This window comes from Nocardia sp. NPDC004722, from assembly GCF_053601505.1.
Map to the genome: position 1 here is coordinate 1 of NZ_JBSGBY010000073.1, position 20,465 is coordinate 20,465.

Annotated in this window: 22 protein-coding genes; 12 read left to right on the top strand and 10 right to left on the bottom strand. The window is 68.4% G+C overall.

Features of this window, described 5'->3' with window-relative positions; genetic code table 11:
* A partial coding sequence (locus tag ACWELQ_RS10475; protein WP_452396774.1) for an MFS transporter occupies positions 1-197 on the bottom strand: 197 nt, incomplete at its 3' end.
* A 207-nt stretch (positions 198-404) separates the two neighbouring features.
* Here ACWELQ_RS10475 and ACWELQ_RS10480 point away from each other — a divergent pair.
* Entirely contained in the window at positions 405-977 is a 573-nt protein-coding gene (locus ACWELQ_RS10480; RefSeq protein WP_452396754.1) for a TetR/AcrR family transcriptional regulator, read from the top strand.
* Here ACWELQ_RS10480 and ACWELQ_RS10485 read toward each other — a convergent pair.
* The gene (locus ACWELQ_RS10485) at positions 974-1,543 is read right to left on the bottom strand and encodes a TetR/AcrR family transcriptional regulator (protein ID WP_452396755.1); all 570 of its coding nucleotides are present in this window, start codon (positions 1,541-1,543) and stop codon (positions 974-976) included. The two genes, ACWELQ_RS10480 and ACWELQ_RS10485, sit on opposite strands and share 4 nt — an antisense overlap.
* Before the next feature lie 49 nt (positions 1,544-1,592).
* Here ACWELQ_RS10485 and ACWELQ_RS10490 point away from each other — a divergent pair, with 49 nt between their 5' ends.
* Positions 1,593-2,114: an SRPBCC family protein gene (locus ACWELQ_RS10490; protein WP_452396756.1), complete on the top strand. Its 522-nt coding sequence runs from the start codon at positions 1,593-1,595 to the stop codon at positions 2,112-2,114.
* Positions 2,115-2,121: 7 nt separating this feature from the next.
* Here ACWELQ_RS10490 and ACWELQ_RS10495 read toward each other — a convergent pair whose 3' ends face one another.
* Positions 2,122-3,495 (bottom strand): DoxX family protein, encoded by a 1,374-nt coding sequence (locus ACWELQ_RS10495; RefSeq protein WP_452396775.1) that lies wholly within the window; start codon positions 3,493-3,495, stop codon positions 2,122-2,124.
* 149 nt (positions 3,496-3,644) lie between these two features.
* Entirely contained in the window at positions 3,645-4,652 is a 1,008-nt protein-coding gene (locus ACWELQ_RS10500) for a LysR family transcriptional regulator (RefSeq protein WP_452396757.1), read from the bottom strand.
* 105 nt (positions 4,653-4,757) lie between these two features.
* Between ACWELQ_RS10500 and ACWELQ_RS10505 the strand changes: the two genes are divergently transcribed.
* Positions 4,758-5,615: an alpha/beta hydrolase gene (locus ACWELQ_RS10505; protein WP_452396758.1), complete on the top strand. Its 858-nt coding sequence runs from the start codon at positions 4,758-4,760 to the stop codon at positions 5,613-5,615.
* A gap of 48 nt (positions 5,616-5,663) precedes the next feature.
* On the opposite strand, the gene ACWELQ_RS10510 is transcribed toward ACWELQ_RS10505, so the two are convergent.
* Both ACWELQ_RS10510 and ACWELQ_RS10515 read right to left on the bottom strand, forming a co-directional pair.
* A complete protein-coding gene (locus tag ACWELQ_RS10510) occupies positions 5,664-6,488 on the bottom strand; it encodes an alpha/beta fold hydrolase (RefSeq protein ID WP_452396759.1) in 825 nt (274 codons plus the stop codon).
* 218 nt (positions 6,489-6,706) lie between these two features.
* Positions 6,707-7,870, bottom strand: a complete 1,164-nt coding sequence (locus ACWELQ_RS10515) for an epoxide hydrolase family protein (RefSeq protein ID WP_452396760.1) — start codon at positions 7,868-7,870, stop codon at positions 6,707-6,709.
* 94 nt (positions 7,871-7,964) lie between these two features.
* Between ACWELQ_RS10515 and ACWELQ_RS10520 the strand changes: the two genes are divergently transcribed.
* Positions 7,965-8,567, top strand: a complete 603-nt coding sequence (locus ACWELQ_RS10520) for a TetR/AcrR family transcriptional regulator (protein WP_452396761.1) — start codon at positions 7,965-7,967, stop codon at positions 8,565-8,567.
* Between the two features lie 37 nt (positions 8,568-8,604).
* Here the strand turns inward: ACWELQ_RS10520 and ACWELQ_RS10525 are convergent, their stop codons facing one another.
* Complete coding sequence (locus tag ACWELQ_RS10525; protein WP_452396762.1) at positions 8,605-9,279, bottom strand: TetR family transcriptional regulator; 675 nt, start codon at positions 9,277-9,279, stop codon at positions 8,605-8,607.
* A gap of 88 nt (positions 9,280-9,367) precedes the next feature.
* On the opposite strand from ACWELQ_RS10525, the gene ACWELQ_RS10530 reads away from it, so the two are divergent.
* The gene (locus ACWELQ_RS10530; RefSeq protein ID WP_452396763.1) at positions 9,368-9,841 is read left to right on the top strand and encodes an SRPBCC family protein; all 474 of its coding nucleotides are present in this window, start codon (positions 9,368-9,370) and stop codon (positions 9,839-9,841) included.
* Between the two features lie 12 nt (positions 9,842-9,853).
* Here ACWELQ_RS10530 and ACWELQ_RS10535 read toward each other — a convergent pair whose 3' ends face one another.
* A complete protein-coding gene (locus tag ACWELQ_RS10535; RefSeq protein ID WP_452396764.1) occupies positions 9,854-10,708 on the bottom strand; it encodes an SDR family NAD(P)-dependent oxidoreductase in 855 nt (284 codons plus the stop codon).
* A gap of 179 nt (positions 10,709-10,887) precedes the next feature.
* Here ACWELQ_RS10535 and ACWELQ_RS10540 point away from each other — a divergent pair, with 179 nt between their 5' ends.
* A complete protein-coding gene (locus tag ACWELQ_RS10540; protein WP_452396765.1) occupies positions 10,888-11,748 on the top strand; it encodes a helix-turn-helix transcriptional regulator in 861 nt (286 codons plus the stop codon).
* Positions 11,749-12,023: 275 nt separating this feature from the next.
* Here the strand turns inward: ACWELQ_RS10540 and ACWELQ_RS10545 are convergent, their stop codons facing one another.
* The gene (locus tag ACWELQ_RS10545) at positions 12,024-12,485 is read right to left on the bottom strand and encodes a MarR family winged helix-turn-helix transcriptional regulator (RefSeq protein ID WP_452396766.1); all 462 of its coding nucleotides are present in this window, start codon (positions 12,483-12,485) and stop codon (positions 12,024-12,026) included.
* 113 nt (positions 12,486-12,598) lie between these two features.
* On the opposite strand from ACWELQ_RS10545, the gene ACWELQ_RS10550 reads away from it, so the two are divergent.
* From ACWELQ_RS10550 to ACWELQ_RS10570, 5 genes are all read left to right on the top strand, one after another.
* A complete protein-coding gene (locus tag ACWELQ_RS10550; RefSeq protein WP_452396767.1) occupies positions 12,599-14,092 on the top strand; it encodes an MFS transporter in 1,494 nt (497 codons plus the stop codon).
* Positions 14,093-14,173: 81 nt separating this feature from the next.
* Positions 14,174-15,166 (top strand): aldo/keto reductase, encoded by a 993-nt coding sequence (locus ACWELQ_RS10555; RefSeq protein ID WP_452396768.1) that lies wholly within the window; start codon positions 14,174-14,176, stop codon positions 15,164-15,166.
* Between the two features lie 67 nt (positions 15,167-15,233).
* Positions 15,234-16,121 carry a DUF5995 family protein gene (locus ACWELQ_RS10560; protein ID WP_452396769.1) on the top strand — a complete coding sequence of 296 codons (888 nt, stop codon included), beginning with the start codon at positions 15,234-15,236 and terminating at the stop codon, positions 16,119-16,121.
* A 56-nt stretch (positions 16,122-16,177) separates the two neighbouring features.
* Positions 16,178-17,683 (top strand): carboxylesterase/lipase family protein, encoded by a 1,506-nt coding sequence (locus ACWELQ_RS10565; RefSeq protein WP_452396770.1) that lies wholly within the window; start codon positions 16,178-16,180, stop codon positions 17,681-17,683.
* A gap of 90 nt (positions 17,684-17,773) precedes the next feature.
* A complete protein-coding gene (locus ACWELQ_RS10570) occupies positions 17,774-18,742 on the top strand; it encodes an RNA polymerase subunit sigma-70 (RefSeq protein WP_452396771.1) in 969 nt (322 codons plus the stop codon).
* A 7-nt stretch (positions 18,743-18,749) separates the two neighbouring features.
* On the opposite strand, the gene ACWELQ_RS10575 is transcribed toward ACWELQ_RS10570, so the two are convergent.
* Positions 18,750-19,061 carry an STAS domain-containing protein gene (locus ACWELQ_RS10575; protein WP_452396772.1) on the bottom strand — a complete coding sequence of 104 codons (312 nt, stop codon included), beginning with the start codon at positions 19,059-19,061 and terminating at the stop codon, positions 18,750-18,752.
* A 92-nt stretch (positions 19,062-19,153) separates the two neighbouring features.
* On the opposite strand from ACWELQ_RS10575, the gene ACWELQ_RS10580 reads away from it, so the two are divergent.
* On the top strand, positions 19,154-20,465 hold a 1,312-nt coding region (locus tag ACWELQ_RS10580; RefSeq protein WP_452396773.1), incomplete at its 3' end, for an MFS transporter.

Below are 20,465 nucleotides of genomic sequence, written 5' to 3' on the forward strand. Positions count from 1 at the left end.
GTGCGGCGGCCGAAGAGGTCACCGGCGCGGCCGCCGAGCAGCAGCAGTCCGCCGAAAACGAGGCTGTAGGAGTTCATCACCCAGGACAGGCCGGTGGCGCTGAAGTGCAGGTCGGTCTGGATGCGCGGCAGGGCCACGTTCATCACGGTGATGTCGAGGACGATCATCAATTGGCAGGTCAGCAGGGTGGCGAGCACGATGCCGGATCGAAGTCCGCGCGGGGAGGCCGGGTCGCGGGTCGCCGCGACGGCAGCATCGGTCGAAAAAGAGGTCGACAAAGGAACGCTCCAGAAGAGGGAATCAAACGGAGGTATCCTCCGTTTCCGATGGAGCTATCATATGGAGGGTTCCTCCATTTACGCAAGCCTATCCGGAGGGTCCATCCGTTTTCTAGTGGAGGGTTCGTGGAAGCACCGTCGACGGGCAAGCCGATGCGCGCGGACGCGCGCCGGAACTACGAGCGGATCGTGACCACCGCCCAGACCGCCTTCAGCGAACTCGGCCCGGACGCGCCACTCGAGGAGATCGCCCGCCGCGCGGGCGTCGGCATCGGCACCCTCTACCGGCACTTCCCCAATCGCGAGGTGCTCATCGAGGCGGTCTACCGCTCCAATATCGAGCAGCTGAGCGACCGCGCCCGCGAGCTGGTCGAAAACAGTTCCCCGGACATGGCTTTCGAGACGTGGCTGCGCGAATACGTGGGCTGGGTGCGGCTCAACCGAGCGCTCGCCACCACCCTCAAGGCGGGCATGGACCGCCAGACGCCGACCTTCCAGCTGTGTCGCGCGGCGATCACCGAGGCGGCCACCCTGCTGCTGGACGCGGCCCGCTCGGTGGATGCGATCCGGCCCGATATCGAGCCCGCCGACCTGCTGCGCTTCGGGCACGGCATCGGCGTCGCCTGCGAGGCCACCACGCCCGAGGCGACCGACCGGATGATCTCGGTGACCATCGACGGCCTGCGTACCCGCGGCTAGTCACCGGGCGTGCTCAACGCCCGCCAGATCTCGTCGATATAGGACTTCCAGGCCGCGGCGCCCGCGGGCAGTGCGCCCGGGGCGGTCCGCCAGAGTTGGCCGGTGCCCAGGTAACTGGTGTACGTCAGCACCGCGCGGTTGCGCGCGGTCTCGGCGTCGAAACCGAGCCGGGCGAACAACTCCGCCAGATAGTCGATGCGCCGGTTGGTGACTCGCGTGAGCACGGGTTCGACCGAGGGGTCGGTGGAACCGGCCAGGGTGACCGCGAGGTTCTCCTGCGGGTGCGACATGGCGGTGGCCATCAGGGTCCGCAGGCCGGTGGCCGGGTCGGGGTCGGCGGCGACCTGGGTGATCACCGACTCGGTCTCGTCACGCTCCCAGCGCTCAAGGGCGGCGCGCAGCAACTCGTCGCGATTCGCGAAGTGCCAATATGCGCTGCCCTTCGTCGAGTTCAGCCGGGCGGCAAGGGGTTCCATGGCGACCGCGGCCACGCCGCCCTCGGTCAGAGCCGCGAGGGCCGCGGTGATCCAGTCGTCACGTGTGAGCCGTTGCCTCTTCTCCGCCACGCTTCCGTACGCTACCGTATGGATCCGAACCATACGGTAGCGTACGGAAGTGGGCGGGCCCATGATCTGGAACATTCATCAGCGCGAACTGCCGGTCTCGGCGAAGGAATTGGGCGTCTTGCTCGACGCGGTGGCCGAACGCGGCAATCCGGTGTGGCCCGGTGACCACTGGCCGCCCCTGATACTGGACCGGCCGTTGCAGGTCGGCGCGGACGGCGGCCACGGCGCCATCCGCTACCACTGCACGGCCTACGAGCCGGGCCGCGTCGTCGAATTCACCTTCGCGGCGAGCATGCCGTTCGCCGGGACGCATACGCTCGAACTCATCGACCGGGGCGAATCCGGTTGCGTGATCAGGCATCTCATCGTGGCGGAGGCGCGCGGTCCCCAGAGTCTGCTGTTGTGGACGCTCGCCATCCGCTGGCTGCACGACGCGCTGATCGAGGATCTGCTCGACCGCGCGGCCACGGCGGTGGGGCATCCGCCCGCCCGGCCCGCGCGCTGGTCGCCGTGGGTTCGGCTGCTGCGCAAGCAGTTCGATCGGGTCCACGAGGCGATCCCCGTCGGGTGAACCACGCTCACCGGTTGTAGGGCTGTTCCTGCACCCAGCTGAATCCACGCTCGAGCAAGGGGAACGACTTCGGGTCGAGCTGTTTGAAGTAGGCGTGGATGCGGTGTCCCGCATAGTCGTCGGCGTCGATGACGAGCAGTCCGGGCCCCGGCCACCAGTAGCTCAGGCGAACGTGGACCGGGGTCTCGGCGTAGGTGCCCAGGGCGATGCTGTGGTGCAGATCGATGAAGTGCCGCTTCGGGTCGATGGTGCCGCCGTACATCTCGAAGGAGTCGTCCATGTGCTGGATGGTCAGCACCACCGGATCGGTGACGTGGAAGGGGCGGTCGACAACGACTCGCCGCCACCGCAATTCGTCGGTGAGCAGTGGGTCGCGCGCATAGCCTTCCGAGGAGAAGTGGTCCACCTCGTAGATGCCGTACAGCTCGGGTGCCGGATGCTGCCATTGCCGCCAGTTCTGCACACCGGTCACCCCGAGCAGCACCAGACCCGCCACGAGTTGCGCGATCAGCGCGATCCGGTTGGCGCGCGCCGAGGCGAACAGCGCAACCTGGTGCAGGGCAGGCGCGGCACGGTCGGAGAACAGCACCGCGTAGACCCGGCGGGCGTGCGGCGCCAGCAGGAACAGGCTCAACAGCAGAAATTGCGACGACACCGTCTTGAGCCGGATGTCGTAGGTCATGTTCAGCAGGAACACCTGCGTCATGTCCACCGCGCACAGCAGCGCCCCCGCCGTCGCCGCTCGCGGCACCACCAGCAGCACCCCCGCCAGCAGTTCCGCCGCCCCCAAGGCGATCTCGTACGGCTGCGACACACTGACCTGCGACCACAGCACGCCCTCGGGACTGAAGTTCCCGAAGGGCTCCACCAGCCGGTTGAGCACGAACGGCATCTGCGTCGGAATCGCCTTCGCCATCCCGAAATAGAACATCGCGATCGCCAGCACGAACCGCAGCCCCACCCGCGTCCACGCGTACAACCGGGTGTAGCGAACCCTGCGCCGATCCAGCACCGACCAGACCACCGTGGCGACCAGGGCGATCACCAGCACGAGAAACAGTGCGGTCCATTGGAACCCACTGTCACTACCCACCTGGGTACTGGTGACCCGCAGCCCCAGGATGTGGGTGGCGGTCCAGCCGATCGGCGTCCGCGCCCACCCCAGCAGGTGATGCACCGAAGCCCATCCCGTATCGACCCCGATCCCGGCGAGCAGGATCGGCAGCAATCCGATCACACCCACCAACCCGAACAGCCCGAAATAGCAAGCCCCGAACCGGAACCCGACCCGCGTCGCCGAACTCCACGGCGGCAGGTCCGACTCCGCGTCAGCGCACCTTACCGGCACATCCCCCGACTCGACCGCAGCGACCTCCCCCACCTCGGTAACCACCACCGCACCCTCCCCTACCTCGCCCAGCCGGTGCGCCGACGCTAGGCCGCCCCGCTTAAGAGCGACCGGGTGGTTCGCTGAAGAAGCCGACCGAAGTCACCCGGTCCGTTCCTTCACCGAGCCGGTGCCGGCGGCGGTCAAGCGGTCCATGACGGTGAGTATCGGGGTGCCGTCATCGCGGCCTGCGCGGAATCGCTCGGCTCGTCGGGCGGCAGCCAGGGCGGCGCGCCCAGATGCGGCGGGAGGTGCCAATCGTGCAGGCGGGCGGTCTGTTCGGCGACCCGCAGGAATTCCGCGACCGGCGCGCTGAGCGGTTCGTCGCGCCAGGCGATGCACCACGGGTAGTAGGGCTGGAGTTCGGCGGGTTGATGGGTCGGGATGCCCGCCTCGTCGTATCGGACGGCGTAGCTTTCGAATTCGAGCAGGAAGGCCGGGTCGTTCGCGCGCTGGACGGCGGCCAGGCAATGTCCGAAGGTGCCCGGATTCCCGAGCCAGCGCATCGACCGGCCGGTATGGCGTTCGAGCGCCGTGAGGTATTCACCGTGCGCGTTGTACAGCCCGGAGGCGGGCGCGTCCGCGAAGACCTCGACCGGACGCTCGAACAACGACACCGACTTTCGTGGCGGATCACCCGGGCGGCCGACGAGCCGCATCGGTTCCAGGCGCAGGCGGTGGAAGCGCCAGCCCGTCGGGTGCCGTGCCGCCATGTCCGCGGTGACCCGCAGTATCGCGACGTCGAGCCGGTTGGCCAGCAGCGCGTCGAGTTGCCGGAGGCTGTCGAGTGAGCGCTCGACGAGCCGGATGTCCGGGTGGGTCGCGGCGAAGGCGTCCGCGATGACGCGACTCGTCTGCAGTTCGAAGATGTGGGCGATGCGCACTGTGTCGGACTCGATGGCCTGTTCGCCGATGCGGTCGGCGAGCGCGATCATGTCCCTGGCGTCGGTCAGCACCCGGGCTCCCCGCCGGGTGAGGCTGACATGGCGGCTGTCACGCTCCAGCAAGCGCTCGCCGAGCCGCTCCTCGAGCTTGCGGATCTGCTTCGACAGCGCGGGCTGGCTGATGTGCAGACGCGCTGCGGCACGCCCGAAGTGCAGTTCGTCGGCGACCACGACGAAGTAGCGCAGCAAACGCAGATCCAGGTCCACGGTCCCCTCCGCCTGACCGCACGCGCGGCCTCGCCTCCGTATTCGCCTGCCATTATGACGTTTTGGTTATCGATCGGGTGCGAATAGGACTTGGACAGTCCCAGCGTGTCGGTGCTGGAGTGGACCGGGGAGTCGCCGTCATTCGCGCAGAGAGGGATCGCCATGCCGCAATCGCCTACCCCGGTGGTCTTCATTCACGGCCTGTGGCTGCACGCCACCAGCTGGGGGCCATGGGTCGAGCACTTCCGCGCCGCCGGATACGCCCCGATCGCACCCGGCTGGCCGGGTGAGCCCGACACGGTCGCGGAAGCGCGTGAACACGCCGACGCGGTCGCCGACATCGGGATCGACGACGCCACAGCGCATTTCGCGGAGATCATCGACGGCCTGCCTACCGCGCCCGTCATCATCGGCCACTCGTTCGGCGGCCTGATCACCGAGAAGCTCCTCGGTGAGGGGCGCGGGGTCGCGGGTGTGGCGATCGATCCGGCGCAAATCAAGGGCGTGTTGCCGCTGCCGCTGGCCCAGTTGCGTTCCGGCCTACCGGCCTTGGGCAACCCGGCCAACCTGCACCGGGCGGTCTCCCTGACCGCCAAGGAATTCCGGTTCGGGTTCGGAAACGCGGTACCCGAGCAGGAATCCGACGAACTGTTCGAGCGCTGGACCATTCCGTCCCCGGCCCGCCCGCTGTTCCAGGCGGCCGCCGCCAACTTCGTACTGCACTCACAGGCGAAGGTGGACACCGACAATTCGAATCGCGGTCCGCTGCTGCTCATTTCGGGTCTGGAGGACCATACGGTGCCCGACGTGGTGACCCGATCCACGCTGAAGCAGTACCGCGACTCCACCGCGGTCACCGAACTGCGGCAGTTCGAAGGGCGCGGCCATTCGCTCACCGTGGACAGCGGTTGGAAGGACGTCGCGGACGCGGTGCTCGCCTGGCTGTCCGACCAGGGTCTGTGAACGCGACCGCGAACCAGGGGGCCGCCGAAGTTCGGCCCCCTGCGGAACTCAGGAGCGGATGAAGGCGAGCAGGTCGGCGTTGATGGTCGCGGCCTCGGTGGTCGGCATGCCGTGCGGGAAGCCCGGATACGTCTTCAGGGTGCTGTTGGGCAGCAGTTCCGCCGAGCGAATGCCGGTGTCCGCGATCGGAACCACCTGGTCGTCCTCGCCGTGCAGGACCAGGGTCGGGATGGTGATCTTGGTGAGTTCTTCGGTGAAATCGGTTTGGGAGAACGCGACCACGCCGTCGTAGTGCGCCTTCGCGCCACCGGCCATGCCTTGACGCCACCAGTTGGCGATCACGCCTTCCGACGGCTGTGCGCCGGGGCGGTTGTAGCCGTAGAACGGTCCCTCGGCGAAGGTGCGGAAGAAGTCGGATCGATTGGTGGCGACCTGCTCCTGGATGCCGTCGAAGACCGACTTGTCCAGTCCGCCAGGGTTGTCGGCGGTCTTGACCATGATCGGCGGCACCGCGCTGATCAGCACTGCCTTGGCCGCACGGTCCTGTCCATGCCGCGAGAGGTAGCGCACGACTTCACCGCCGCCGGTGGAGTGGCCGACATGCACCGCGTTGGTGAGATCGAGATGGTTGACGACCGCGGCCAGATCGTCGGCGTAGTGGTCCATGTCGTGCCCGTCGGCGACCTGCGCGGACCGGCCGTGCCCGCGCCGATCGTGGGCGACAACCCGGAACCCGTGCGACAGGAAGAACATCAGCTGCGCGTCCCAGTCGTCGGAGGACAAGGGCCAGCCGTGACTGAACACGATGGGCTGCCCCTGACCCCAGTCCTTGCAGTAGATCTCGACGCCGTCCGGCGTGGTGATGACAGGCATGGGAACTCCTCGGGATCGGATGGGTCATTGCGCGGCCCGCATTCGGACAGCCGGAACCGGCTGGGCCACAAAGGTTCTGTGTGGCCGCCGCTGCAACAGTGTGCGCGACCGGGTACGCCGTGCGCCCCTCTCATCGCGCCATGAATACCGCGATTCCGGCCATGGAATCGCCACGTAGCTCCCGCACCGCGAACACGGATTCGGACCGGTTTCTCGTTTCAGGAGCGCAGACCGCGCAGGCCGGTGCGGATTTCGTCGATCAGGATCTCGGGTTGCTCGAGGGCCGCGAAATGACCGCCCTTGTCGGCCTCGCCGTAGTGGATCAGGTCGGTGTACGTGTTCTCGATCCAGCTGCGCGGCGGGTGCGGGATGTCGCGCGGGAACACCGTGACCGCCACCGGCAGTGTGAGTTTCGGGCCGGTGAGGCTGGCCGACCTGTTCTCCCAGTAGATGCGGCCCGAGGACGCGGCGCTGTTGGTGAACCAGTAGAGCGAAATCACGTCCAGCATGTCATCGATGCCCAGGGCGTCCTCGGCGAGCCCGTGATTGTCCGTCTTGGATTGGAATTTCTCGTAGATCCAGACCGCTTGGCCCGCCGGGGAGTCGGCGAGAGCGAATCCGACGGTCTCGGGTCTGGTGGCCTGAAGGTGGTTCGATCCACCGAGATCACCAGTGTAGTGCGCGAGAGTCTCGACCGCGTACCGCTCTTCGGACGAGAGCCGGTCGGGAATCCGTGCGGGATAGACGTATTGGGTGTTCAAGTGGATTCCGCGCAGACCCTCGGGCCGCATGGCCCCGAGGGCGGAGGTGACGACGGCGCCCCAATCGCCACCTTGAGCGACCCAGTTCTCATAGCCGAGTCGGCTCATGAGTTCCACCCACGCGGAAGCGATACGAGAAACGGTCCACCCGGTCTCGGTCGGCTTCTGGGAGAACCCGAACCCCGGCAGCGACGGGACGACCACGTCGAAGGAATCCTCGATGTCTCCGCCGAACGCCACCGGGTCGGTCAGCGGACCGATCAGTTTCAGGAATTCGACGATCGAACCCGGCCATCCGTGGGTGAGCAGCAGCGGCATCGCGTTCGGATTCGACGACCTGACATGGATGAAGTGGATATCGAGTCCATCGATCGTGGTCATGAATTGCGGGAAGCCATTGAGCTGCGACTCGATTCGACGCCAGTCGTACTCTCGCTCCCAGTAGCCGATCAATGATTTGGCGTTCTCCGAGCGGACGCCTTGCGACCAGTCGGGGACGGTTTCCGGATCCGGCCATCGCGTTCTCGCCAGTCGCCGCTTCAAGTCGTCGATCTCGGAGTCGGGGATCGCGACGGTGAAGGGCCGGAGGAGGTTCGGGTTCGCGGACGTCGATGCGGTCATGGCGTGTTCTCCTGAACTCTTGCTGCACACCGGTGTGCATTGCACACTGATGTGCAATCTACTTCACTGCACACCAGTGTGCAATGATGAGCGAGTGGTGCAGATCGAATCCGCCCGGGCGCGCTCGGTGAACGACACCCGGAGTCTCATCCTCGATGTCGCGCTCGAGGCGCTGGGAAAGAACCCGGACGCCAGCATGGCCGATATCGCCGCCGCGGCCGGCGTGGTCCGCCGCACCGTCTACGGCCACTTCCCCACCCGCGCCGATCTCGTGCGAACCCTCACGCAACAGGCGGTGGGCGAGATCGTCACCGCACTCACCGAGGTCGACCCCGCCGACGCAGCGCCCGAGGCGGCCTGGGTCGAATTCATCGACCGCGTATGGCCTTTGGCGCATCGGTACCGAATCCTGCTGACGCTTCGACGCAGCGAATACGGCGCGGAGATTCACGCCCTGCTGGGACCGGTCGACGAGATCCTCGCCGATCTCGTGCGACGCGGCCAGGACACCGAGGCATTCGGCCGACACCTGCCCGCGGACATCCTCAGCCAGCTCGCCTACGCCGCGGTGTTCTCCATCGCGGACAACCACCGCTCCGACCAGACCGTCGACGCCCGCGCCGCAACCATCACCAGCCTGCTCATGCTGGGAGTGCCCGAACCGCGCGCGCGAGCGCTCGCGGACGGGCAACGGTGACAAGGGATTCGGCGGCCGAGGATGCGGGGTGTCGAGGTCAGCGCACCGGATCCCATGCGGCGAGACCGTTTTCGATCAGCCGGGCCGCCCGGCGGACATCGGCGAGGACCGCGTCGGCCAGCCGCCCCGGCGGGTGGTCGGCGACGAGGTGGCGATGCAGACTGTCGGCTTGCACCCGCCACAGACCCAATAGGGCGTGGGCCGCGATCTGCGGTTCCGGGTGGTCGGGTGCCAGGCCGGCGCGGGCGGCGAGAACCGTGGCCGTCATCGCCGTGAAGCGCTCCATCATGTCGTTCTGGTAGGCGCGCAGGGATGCGGTGCCGCGCAAGAGGTCTCCGAAGCGGCGCAGCCGGGTGGCCGCCTCGGGACCGCCGGAGGTGAGCATGCCGGTGATGCCGCGTATCTCGCACTCGAGAATCCGCACGAGAGTGGCCACGGGTGGGTTTTCGGGGGCGGCCAGTCCGTCACGGATCGCGTCGACGGCGGGTTCGAGGCGGTCCAAGACGAGTGCCTCCTTGCACGGGAAGTAGTTGAACACCGTCTTCTCCGAAACCCCGCACTCCGCGGCGACCTCCGACACCGTGACCGAGTCGAACCCTCGCTCGACGAACATGCGGGTCGCGGCGTCCGACAGCCGCTGTCGCGTCAACCGCTTCTTCCGTTCCCGTAGACCTTCCCCGGAGTTCGGTTCACGCACGCCCTGACCAGCCATGAAGCGATATTACTACAGCGACTGAACTTTTCTTGATACTGTTTTACAGTCACGGAAAAATTCCGGACATCTCGTCAGGAGCTACCCCATGGGCGACATCCATATCGTTCGCGATTACCCCTACACCCCGGTCCAGGTCTGGCAGGCCGTCACCGACCCGGCGCTGGTCCCGCTGTGGACCGCCACCGGCCGGGGCGGCCGACCCGTCGGCTTCCGCTCCGAACCGGGCGCCCGATTCCAGTTCATCGGCAAGCCGACGCCCGGCTGGAACGGCATCGTCGATTGCCAGATCCTCGAGATCGATGCCCCGAAGCTGTTGCGGTACAGCTGGACCAGCGGTGAGGGCGGACAGCTCACCACCGTCACCTATCGGCTCGAGCCCCGCGACACGGGCACTCGCTTCACCTACGACCACACCGGCTACACCGGCGTCGGCGGCTTGCTGTTGTCCGCCCTGCTGGGCCGGGTCCGTCGCCGGATGCTCTCGGTCGGCCTGCCCGCCGTGCTCGCCGAACTCGACGCCGACGGTCACCTCCGCCCGGGCAGTACCCGCGACGCGTGAGCGCGGCGCGACCTAGCCGACTCCGGTCAGCGCCGCGGTCGCCTGCCACAGCGCGGACGCGGCGGCCTGATCCAACCCGGCCCGGCTCGGCTTGCGCACGATTGGATAACCCTTGATGCTGCCGAAACCGTCAGGGCCGACATAGGCATTGCCCGGCACATCCTGGGTCGCCGCGTACAGAACGGGCAAGGCCCCGTGTTCGGGGTCGTTGAGCAGGAATCCGAAGCGGTTGATGATGTTGGCGGACGAGTGCGCGGCCAGAGCGGTCGTCGCGATACCGGGGTGGGCGAGCACCGATTTCACCGGACTGCCCGACGCAGTCAGCCGTCGCTGCAATTCCAGGGAGAACAGCACCAGGGCGAGCTTGGAGTCACGGTAAGCGTCCATCCGCCGGTAATCCCTTGCACGCCAATCCAAGTCGTCTACCTTCAGCTTCGACTGGCGGTGCAGCTGGCTGGTGACGCTGACCACTCGCTCGCTCAGATGCGGTAGCAGCAGATTGGTCAGCACGAAGGGCCCGAGGTAGTTGGTCGCCGTCTGCACATCGAAGCCCGCTGCCGTCCGCGCCGCCGGGATATCCATGACCCCTGCATTGTTGACGAGAATGTTCAGCTCACCGGTCCACTCGTGGGCGAAGCGCCGCACGGATTCCATGTCGGTGAGATCCAGACGCCGCAGCTCGTAGTGCCCCGGTAGCCCGGCGATCGCTCGGCGACCTTTGTCCGTATCGCGCACCGCCAGTACGACCCGCGCACCGACCCGACCCACCTCCCGGGCGGTGATCAGGCCGAGGCCGCTCCCGGCTCCGGTGATGAGGACTGTCTTTCCGGACATGTCCGGCAGGTCAGCCATTGTCCAATCAGCCATGGGCCCTTTCCCTCTCACTGGTGGCGATGTCCTTGCTCCAACAGTTGAAGACACCGCGCCGCCCGGCAGGAAGGACCCGCGCAGCCACTGACTCCCAGTCAGTGGCTGCGCCCGCTCGCCGCTGCGACGATGGGGCGGACAGCAATTCGCGACGGTGGCGGACAGCCGCGGGGAGAGACATGGCACAGACCCTGGACCGCATCGCGTTGGGGACTTTCCTGCGGGCCCGGCGAACAGCGCTACAGCCGGAGGACGTGGGCCTGCACCGCGGATCGCGCCGACGCACCAGCGGGCTGCGGCGAGAAGAAGTGGCCGAGCTGTGCGGGATGTCCGCCGACTACCTCGCCCGGCTCGAACGCGGGAGCGGACCCCAGCCGTCGCAGCAGATGGTCGCCGCGATCGCCCGCGGCCTGCGGCTCACCCCCGACGAACGCGACCATTTGTTCCTGCTGTGCGGATATCGTTCTCCGCGAACGCGTTTGCGCACCGAGCACGTCAGCCCGGGACTGCTACGCATCCTCGACCGCTTGCAGGACACTCCGGCGCAGGTCATGGGTCCGCTCGGCGAAACCCTGCTGCAGACACCGCCCGCCGTGGCGCTGCTCGGCGAACAGACCCGCTACACCGGGGCCTCCCGCAGCGCGCCCTACCGCTGGTTCACCGACCCGGCCGCCCGCGAGCGGTATCTCGCCGACGACCACGATCTCAACGGTCGAATCAATGTCGCGCTCCTGCGGGCCGCGACCGCCAAGGACGGACCCCGCTCCCCGGCCGCCCGCCTGGTCGCGAAACTGGCCCACGACAGCGCGGAGTTCGCGAGGTTGTGGAACCGGCACGAGGTCGGACTGCGGTGGAACCACGCCAAACGCTTCGTCCACCCCCACGTCGGGCGCATCGACCTGTTCTGCCAGACCTTGCAGGACCCGGACCAATCCCAATCCCTGCTCATCTTCACAGCGACACCGGGCACCGACGACCACGAGAAGCTGACGCTCTTGAGCGTCCTGGGCACCGACACCTTCAACGCGCCGGTGGTGTGAGCCAGCTTCGGCTGGGGTGGGGTTGCGGCGCCTTCGCGTCGGTGGGCGCGCAGGTGGCCGGTGGTCTCGGCGACGGTGCGGAGGGCAGCGATTCGATCGGGATCGGATGGGAGTTCGGTTGGCCGGGCTCGCATCCGAGCAGGAGCAGGCAACTGATCACCAAGGCCACGACGGCCGCCACCGGTCCCGCCCGCATCCCGATATCCATCGGACGGACGATAGGGATGCGCCGCGCCCGGCCGCATCCGTTACCGCATCCGTCATCCGCCGGACGCTCAGCCGTCCAGGCGCAGGGTTTCTCCCGCGGCGGTGAGGTTGTTCTCGACGCGGCGCAGCAGCCGCAACAGGTCGTCGCGCTGACGCTGCGACATGCCCTGGGTGAGAATGCCTTCCAGCTCCGACCAGGTGGATTCCACCTTCTCGCGCAGGGCCCGGCCCTCGTCGGTGAGCGAGACCACGGTGGCGCGGCGGTCCACCGGCGACGGCGTGCGGGCCAGCAGTCCCTGCTGCTCGAGGCTGCGCACGGTGCGCGTGACCGTGGACGGATCCAGCCTGAGCGCTTTGGCCAGATCGGCCTGCGACTGCCCGTCCTGCTCCCACAGTTGCATGAGCAGCAACTCCTGCCCGGCATAGAGCCCGAGCCGGCGCAGCAGAGCGGAGGTGACCAGCCAATAGGCCCGGTTCATGTGCACAACCATCTGGTTGAGTTCCCCGGCCCCCGCTCGAATAGTTGACATGCCATTCAGTATATGGGGCGTGACCGGCGGCGATCCGACCCCGTCTTGCATTTTAGTTGGTATGCCATCAATATTTCTTGGCATAGCAACTATCTGCGTGGAGGACTGCCGGGATGGCGAACACGAGCGAATCGACCGAGGCGGGCGTGCCCGTCCCGCCGGAGATCCCGGCCGCCCCGGCGCGCCGCTGGTGGGCGCTGGCCGTCCTCGGCGTCGCCCAGCTGATGGTCGCGCTGGACGTGACGGTCATGAACGTCGCCCTGCCCGCGGCACAGCGCGAACTCGCCTTCGCCGATGTGGACCGGCAGTGGGTGATGACCGGCTACGCGCTCACCTTCGGCAGCCTGCTGCTGCTCGGCGGGCGGCTCGGTGATCTACTGGGCCGCCGCCGGGCCCTGGTGGTCGGCCTGCTCGGCTTCGGAATCGCCTCGGCCGTCGGCGGTTTGGCGCCGAACTTCGTCACCCTGGTCGCCGCGCGGATCGGGCAGGGACTCTTCGGCGCGCTGCTCGCCCCCGCGGCCTTGGCGCTGGTAGCCGCCACCTTCACCGACCCGGCCGAACGCGCCAGGGCCTACGGCCTGTTCAGCGCGATCTCCGCGGTGGGCGGCGCGATCGGGCTGCTGCTCGGGGGCGCGCTCACCGAATGGGCCTCCTGGCGCTGGGCCCTCTACATCAATCTGGCGTTCGCCGTCGTCGGCATCCTCGGCGCGCTGCTGACGCTGCCTCGCGAAACCCCCACGCGGCGGCCACGTCTCGACATCCCGGGTGTGCTGCTGATCAGCGCGGGCCTGTTCGGTGTGGTCGGCGGCTTCTCGCGCGCGACCGATCACGGCTGGGGCGATCCGGTGACGCTCGGCCTGCTGTGCGCGGGTGTCGTGCTGGTGGCGGCCTTCGCGGCCTGGCAGTCCCGCGCCACCGATCCCCTGCTGCCGCCGCGCGTGGTGCTCGATCCCGCCCGCGCCGGTTCGTATCTCGCGGTGGCATTGATCGCGGTCGGCATGTTCGCGGTGTTCCTCTTCTTCATCTACTACTTGCAGACGATCCTGGGCTACTCCCCGCTGAAGGCCGGTGTCGCGTTCATGCCGATGGTCACCACCACCATCGTCTCGGCCGCCGCCGCAGTGCCGCTGCTGCAACGCATCGGCGCGAAAGTCACTGTCTCACTGGGCTTCGCGATCTCGGCGGCGGGAATGGTCTGGCTCACCGGAGCCAGCCCGACCAGCACCTACACCGCACACCTGCTGCCCGGCCTGACCGTGCTGGGCCTGGGCATCGGCGCGGTCATGTCGGTCGCCTTCCAGGGCGCGACGGCCGGCATCGACAACCGCGACGCCGGAGCAGCCTCCGCCCTGGTGAACGCGGTCATGCAGGTAGGCGGCTCCCTCGGCATCGCCGTCCTCACCACCATCGCCACCGACGCCACCCGCACCTACGCAACCTCCCACGCCCCCTCCCCAACCCTGCTGACCCAAGCCCAGGTACACGGCTACACCACCACCTTCTGGTGCGCAGCCTGGATCTTCCTCATCGGCGGCCTACTGGTAACCCTCCTGATCCCCGCCTTCCTCCCCAAACCCCCGCCCGGCACCCCGATCATCGCCCACTGACGGCTGAGCGGGCCCGCGCCGGGCGATTTGATCTTGCGTGGAACGCTGGGGGAACGATCGGGGGAAGACGAAGGGAGATTTATGGACGCCGGTGGATTCGGATCCGGTAGCGAGTCGTCGCGGGCGCGGATCGGGTTGGGGACGGCTGCGGTGGGGCGGCCCGGGTACATCACGCTCGGGCGGGATCTCGATTTGCCGGGTGAGCGGACGGTGGAGGCTATGCGGGCGCGGACGCATCTGCTGCTCGATGCGGCGTGGGCGGCGGGGGTGCGGTACTTCGATACTGCTCGGTCTTATGGGCGGGCGGAGGAGTTCGTCGGTGAGTGGTTGAGGGCGCGGCCCGAAGTCACTGCCGACGCGGTGATCGGCAGCAAATGGGGTTACACCTATACCGCCGACTGGCGCTCCTCGGGGGTGCCCGTGCACGAGGTCAAGGAGCACGCGGTGGCGGTGTTCGACCGCCAGATCCGGGAGACCAGAGCCCGATTGGGCGAGCATCTCGATGTCTATCTGGTGCATTCGGTGACGCCCGGCAGCCCCGCCCTCACCGACGCGGGTCTGCACGCGAGATTGGCGGCGCTGGCCGCGGAAGGTGTCAGGGTCGGACTGTCCACGAGCGGGCCCGCGCAGTCGCAGGTCCTGCGCGCGGCCCTGGACATCACCGTCGACGGCCGCCCGCTGTTCGCGGCGGTGCAATCCACCTGGAACCTGCTCGAGCCGTCCGTGGGATCGGCTCTGGCCGAGGCACATTCGGCGGGGTGGCTGGTCGTGGTGAAAGAAGCCATGGCCAACGGACGCCTCGCCGACCGCAACGCCATCGGACCCGACACCGCCGTCCTGCGTACCGTTTCGGATCGGCTCGGCGTCACGCGCGACGCGCTGGCGCTGGCCGCTGCCGCCGCGCAACCCTGGGCCGACATCGTGCTCTCCGGTGCCGCGACACCGGAGCAGCTGACCTCCAACCTGACGGCCATCGGGCTCGATCTCAGCGCCGACGATCTGAACGAGCTCACCGCCCTCGCCGAGCCCGCCGAGGTCTTCTGGCGCACTCGCGCCGAATTGCCGTGGGCCTGAACCTGGCCGGACACCGTCAACCGTGTCGATCATGCGACGCCGAAGGATCAGTGCTACAACTTTCATCGTGCACAATGTACTTGCGACCTCGTTTGCCGCACTGTCCTTGACGACCGTCGCGGTCCTCACGCCCGCGACGGCTGCCGCCGAGCCCTCGGAAACCTCGTGTGCGCCGACCCTCTCGGCCGCCGAGAACGAGGAGATCGCCCGGCTCTCCGACACCGGCACCCTCGCCGAGGACAGTGCGTTGGCAAGGCTGGAGGATGCGGTCGCGCGCGATCACCGCATTACCGAGATCTACGAGCAGCACGCCGATCGGCGCGGCACCTTCGCATCCGGCCTGGACACCGTCGAGTACGCCGCGGTCATGCCGTTGCAGCGGGATCCACAGGCGTTCAACGACTCCGAGTACGCGCATCGGCTCAGCTTCGATCTGCTGCGTCGCTACCTCGACAATGTGCACACCCAATTCACCGGCGGCACACCGGAATCGCATTGGGCCAACTACTTCGCGCTCGCCGCCGATTGCGCCGCTACCCCGGCCCGGGTCGCCTTGGCGGGCTATAACGCTCACCTGGTCGTCGATCTGCCCCGCGCGGTGGCCGAGGCCGAATCCAATCCGTCGGATGCCGCAGACTATTTCAAGATCGTGGCGAGTATCGCCGAGACCGGCGACCAGATCACCGAGCGCACCGACTCCACCTACGCCGCCAATATGGGCCCGCTGTGGCGGTTCTACTTCTTCGGCGAGGGCCTCGATCGCGTGCTCGGCAAGGGCGTGGCCACCAAGCCGCTGCTCGTCGCCGCCGATGTCGGGGCCAACACCACCATTTTCGCCAACGGCCTGGCGCTGCGGAATCCTGATCTCGCACCGGCGATCGATGCCGAGATCGACGTGCAGCACCGCACCGCCGAGCAAGCCTTCGACATTCTCGCCGAGCTCGACGGCCTCTGATCCGGCCCGCGCCCGGCGATCTCTGCGCGATAGTGGAGTCCGGCAAAGGAGTTCACATGGCAGAGATCGTGACCGTCACCGGCGGTGAGGTTCGAGGTTCGAGCTCGGGCGGTGTCACCCGTTTCCTCGGTATTCCGTACGCGGCCGCGCCGGTCGGGCCCGCCCGGTTCGAGGCGCCCCGGCCGGTGGCGGCCTGGTCCGGGGTGCGCGAGGCAATCGAATTCGGGCCCACCTGTGTGCAATCGCCGTATCCGCCGCCGATTCACGCCCTGCTGGGCAGCGACGGGATTCCCGGCGACGAGTACCTGCACGTGAACGTGTGGGCACCGGAGAACGCGAGCGGCCTGCCGGTGCTGGTGTGGATTCACGGTGGCGCGTTCACCCGCGGCTCCAACGCGCGCACGATCTACGACGGCACCGCTTTCGCTCGCGACGGCGTGGTGCTGGTGTCGATCAACTACCGGCTCGGCATCTCGGGCTTCGCGAATATTCCAGGTTCCGCGTCCAATCGCGGCCTGCGCGACCAGATCTGCGCGCTGGAATGGGTGCGCGACAATATCGCGGCCTTCGGTGGCGATCCCGGCAATGTCACGATCTTCGGCGAATCCGCGGGCGGCATGAGCGTGGTCGCGCTGCTGGCGTCGCCGCGGGCGCGCGGGCTGTTCCGGCGCGCGATCGCGCAGAGCGCCAACGGTTCCGCGGTCGCGACCGCCGAGGACGCGGACAAGGTGGCGCGGCAGCTCGCCGATCTGCTCGGGTTGGAACCGACGGTGGCGGCCTTCGGGGCGCTCGGCGCGGACGAGCTACGCGCCGCCCAGGACGCGCTCGCCCTGGAGTTGGCGGCCGACCCGGACCCGCAACGCTGGGGTGCGTCGATCATCGCCAACGGGCTCGGCCTGATGAGCTTCTTCCCGATGATCGACGGCGATATCGTCCCGGACCGCCCGGTGGATGTCCTTGCCGCCGCACCGGATCGGACGGTGCCGCTGCTCACCGGCTGGACCGCGGAGGAGTTCCGATTCTTCACCTTCCCCACCGGCCTGGCCGCCGCCATCACCGAGCACACGCTGCGGCCGCTGCTGGCCCGCTACGGCCTGGATCCCGCGGTCGCCGACCGCTACGTCGCCAATCGCCCGCAGGCCGGTCCCGCGGACGTGTTCGCCGCCGTGCTGACCGACCACGTCTTCCGTGACGATGTCATGCGGATCGCGGAAGCCAGTGCCGCGGTAGGTAACCCGGCGTACGTCTACGAATTCGCCTGGCGCTCCGGCATTGCCGACCTGGGCGCCTGCCACGTGGTCGAGATCCCGTTCGTGTTCGACCAACTCGCCACCGCACACGCCCTGCTCGGCCCCACTCCCCCACAACGCCTGGCCGACGAAACGCATCGCGCCTGGGTCCGCTTCGCCACCTGCGGCGACCCGGGCTGGTCCCGCTTCGAGCCCGCCACCCGGACCGTGCGGGTCTTCGACAGCCCCGAATCCCACGAGGTCGCCGACCCCCGCGCCGACGAACTGCGCGCCTTGCGCCGCGCCAAGCTCACCTCGGGCGCGGCGGTGTGAGCGCCACCCCGGCGTGACCGATCGCGACGAGTTTCGGAGTCCGCAGCGGTCTCAATCGTGGAAGGCGTTGTGTGCGAGGGCACCGGCGCCGTGACCTCGAGGAGCGATCGCATGAGTCAGACCTCCGCACTCGCCGTGCCCGCGCTGGAAGAGTCGCTGGTGGCACTGCGACCGGCGCTGCTGTCCTACTGCTACCGCATGCTCGGCTCGGCGCTCGAGGCCGAGGACGCGGTACAGGAGACGATGATGCGGGCGTGGCGGTCCGCGGCCCGGCTCAAGGATCCGGCGGGGCTGCGGCCGTGGACCTATCGCATCGCGACCAATGTCTGCATCGACGCCATCGCGGATCGGCGGCGGCGGGCGCTGCCGATGGACCTGGCCGCCGCGGCCGACCCGCACGGTGAGCTGGGTGCGCCGCTGCCGGAATCGACCTGGGTGCAACCGTTCCCGACCAGCGCGACGGCGGATCCCGCCACGCGGGCCGAATCGCGTGAATCGGTGCGGCTCGCCTTCGTCGCCGCCTTGCAGTACCTGCTGCCGCGTCAGCGCGCCGTGCTTATCCTGCGTGATGTGTTGTGCTGGCGGGCCGCCGAGGTGGCCGAATTGCTCGGCCTCAGCACGGATGCTGTCAACAGCATGCTGCGCCGGGCGCGCGCAGCGCTGGCCCAGGCGCGCCCGGCGGCGGGGTCCGATCCGATCGACACCGACCTGCTCGAAAGCTATATCGCCGCCTTCGAGCGATTCGACATCGACGGCATCGTGTCGCTGCTGCGCGAAGACGCGGTCGTCGATATGCCGCCGGTGGCGTTCTGGCTGTCGGGCCGGGAGTCGTTCCGCGACTGGCTGGGTGGCGCGGGCGGGGAATGCCGCCCCGCACGGCTGCTGCCGATCGAGGCCAACGGCTGCCCGGCCGTCGCCATCTACCGTGAGCTCGAGGGGCGCACCACGGCCTTCGCCATCCAGGTGGTCGAGTGCTCCGACGGTGCGATCGTGGCGCTGCACACCTTCATTCAGCCCGAACTGTTCGAGATCTTCGGGCTGCCGCAGCAACTCGACTGACGGCCGCTCACCCGCCTTCCGGTCCGCCACTGCCCCACACCTCGCGCAGCCCGGCCAGCTCGAGCAGGAACCGCACCCGATCGTCCGCGTCGACGAGGACGATCCGGCAACCGGATTGCCTGGCGGTCAGGGCAATTCGCGCCAGCGCCTGGAGCACCGTGGCCGCGCAGCCCGATATCCCGTTCACATCACACGCGATCACGGTGTGCCCGTCGGCGCGCAGCGCACGGATCCGGGCGCACCATGCCGACGCGCGGCTCTCGTCCGGTTCACCGGTGAGCACCATGAGCACCGGTCCGGACGCTTCCTCAGAACACATACCTTCCACGACCGTGCCGGTCCCGGAAACTCGTCGCGTCCCGGGAAACGTTGTCGCGACGAGTTTTTCGTGCCCGGCCGGTTGTCGGAAGCATGGTCAATCACACGCATTCCGCGGCCGGGCAGTCACCTTCCCCGGCCCAGCAATCCGCCCCACCGGTGCGGCCGGGTCCGGCCGCGAAACCCGGGGCGATCCTCGCCCTGATGTGCGGCGTCCAATTCATCGTCACGCTCGACATCGCGATCGTGAACGTCGCGCTGCCGTCGATCCAATCCGATCTGCGCCTCGCCGCCGCCGACCTGCAATGGGTGGTGATCACCTACGGTCTGCTGCTCGGCGGCCTGCTGCTGCTCGGCGGTCGTCTCGGAGACCTGCTCGGCCGCCGCCGGATGCTGTCGCTGGGCCTGGCGCTGTTCGCCGGCGCCTCGCTGACGGCCGGGCTGTCCGGGTCGTTCGCCCCGCTCGTCGCGTCGCGGGCGGTGCAGGGGGTGGGCGCGGCGCTCGCCGCCCCGGCCGCACTGGCGGTACTCGTCGCGACGTTCCCCGAGGGAGCCGCCCGCAACAAGGCGCTCGGCGTGTTCGGCGCCGCCGGCGGCAGTGCCGCCTCGGTCGGGGTGGTGGTCAGTGGCGCGCTGACGGCAGGGCCCGGCTGGCAGTGGATCTTCTTCGTCAATGTTCCGATCGTGGTCGGCCTGCTCACGCTGATCACGAAATATGTTCCCGCCGACCGCAAGATCCACCGGGGGCCGTTCGACTCCGCCGGAGCGGTCACGGTGACCGCCGGGCTCACCGCGCTCGTGTACGCCATCAACAAGAGCGTCGACCACGGCTGGACGTCGGGGATCACGCTCGGCTTCCTGACGGCCGGGTGCGCGCTGCTGGCCGCGTTCGCCGCCATCGAATATCGCTCGGCGTCGCCGCTGGTGCCGCTGTCGATGTTCCGGCGGCCCACCCTCAATGCCGCGAATATCGTGGCGGCGCTGGTGTTCGCGTCCTTCTTCGCCACCATCTTCCAGGCGTCGCTGCTCATGCAGCAGGCGCTGGGATACTCGGCCCTGCGTACCGGGGTCGCCTATCTCGCGATCGCGGCGACCGCGGTGGTGGCGGCCGCCGGGATCGCGCCCGTCCTGCTCACCCGCCTCGGCGCCGGATGGACGCTGGCGCTCTCGCAGGGCGTCGCGGCGGCCGGACTGCTCTGGCTCGCCCGCATACCCGTACACGCCGCGTACTGGCCGGACCTGTTCCCCGGCTTCGTCGCGGTCGGAATCGGGATCGGACTGTCGCAGGCGTCGCTGCAGGTCGCCGCGTTCATCGGAATCCCGGAGCAGGTCAGCGGTTTGGCAGGCGGCATGGTAGAGACGGCGCGGGAAATCGGCGGCGCGCTGGGCATCGCCATTGTGGCCG